The organism is Agrobacterium sp. K11 (assembly GCF_059429395.1).
This window is the reverse complement of record NZ_JCAHRB010000043.1, coordinates 1-1,232: the sequence shown is the minus strand read 5'-3', so window position 1 is coordinate 1,232 and position 1,232 is coordinate 1. Positions and strand designations below refer to the sequence as shown.

The following is a 1,232-nucleotide window of genomic DNA, read 5'->3' as shown; positions in this document are numbered from 1 at the left end:
CAGGCCGAGCGCAATGCGTGGCGTGTCGTCAAGGGTGACGCGTTGGCGTACGAGCAGCTGACAAGCCGCCTGTCGCGTTCCGGCGCGAAGGAAAGCACGCTGGATTACATCAGCGACTTTGCCGAGCGCCGCGGAATCGCCAGCGACCAATGGATCGTTAGCGACCAATGGATCCGGCAAGAGTTTGGGGTGAGAAGCGAGATTGAACTTGCTTCCGCCAAAGATGAGCGTCAAGAGGTCTTGTCCCGTGCGGCCCATCTGCAACGGGAGCAACAGGACCGGCCATCAGAACGTCAGCAGGTTTACGAGGAACGTGCCGGCGATCTGGCCGGCCCTGTTCACCGCGAAGATCAGCACAGGGCTGAGGACAACAAAGGCTATCGCCGCATCCGGTGGTCCGAGGTTATGTCGCAAGACGGCGCCATCCCTGCCCCCACAGAAACTGTAGTCCAACAATCGCTGATGGAAACCGGCAAGCCAGCTCCGCTGGTACCGGCGATCACCCGTCACGACCGCAGCATCGAAGAGGTAGCACGGGAAAGAGCGATGTCCGTCATCGACCAGAGATTCGATACGGTGGAATCTCTCGCGCGGCACGTGTTCCGTGATCCGGTCGAAGTCGCCGCAAGACTGCGCACCGCGATGACCGAGAAGGAAGGCAATGGAAAAATCATGGCGAAAGCCATGGCCGAGCAACCCGAGCGGTTCGGGGAGCTGCGCGGAAAGTCAGGTCTGTTCGGAAACAACAAGGAGCGGAAAGAGGCGCTGCAATATGCCAGGTCTCTGTCGGCCCATATTGGCTATGTCTCCGAGGCATGGCAGCGCCGGCTTGGCGAAGAACGCGCGAGCGAACAATGGCAGCGTGAGCAGCGTGACGTCATCGAGGTTCCCGGCCTCACCTCCCGTAGCGCCGAGATCATCGCCAAGGTGGAGAAAATGCCGTTGGAGAAGCGGAGCCAGTTTATCTCAGAACTGCGATCGTCACCTGAGGGGCAAGCCGCGCTTGATGAGGCCAGGCTGGTGGCCGAAGCGCTCACGCGGCGGTTTGGTAGTTCTGATCCTCGCAGGTTCGCCGAAGAGCTAGCGGCACGCCCGGAACTCGCAAAGCAGGCCGAGCACATTCAGATGACCGCCCGTATCGTGAACCGAACGCGCATGGCCGAGCTTAGCCATGACCACGCACTCGGACGGCAGCTTAACCGGTCGCAGGGGCTTGGATTGAGCCGATAGTA

1 protein-coding gene is annotated in these 1,232 nt (G+C 60.8%); it reads left to right on the top strand.

Annotated elements, in window-relative coordinates; translation table 11 throughout:
* The coding region (locus AC5SEO_RS26850) for a BID domain-containing protein (protein ID WP_495364205.1) at positions 1–1,230 on the top strand (1,230 nt) is incomplete at its 5' end.
* Between the last annotated feature and the right edge of the window lie 2 nt (positions 1,231–1,232).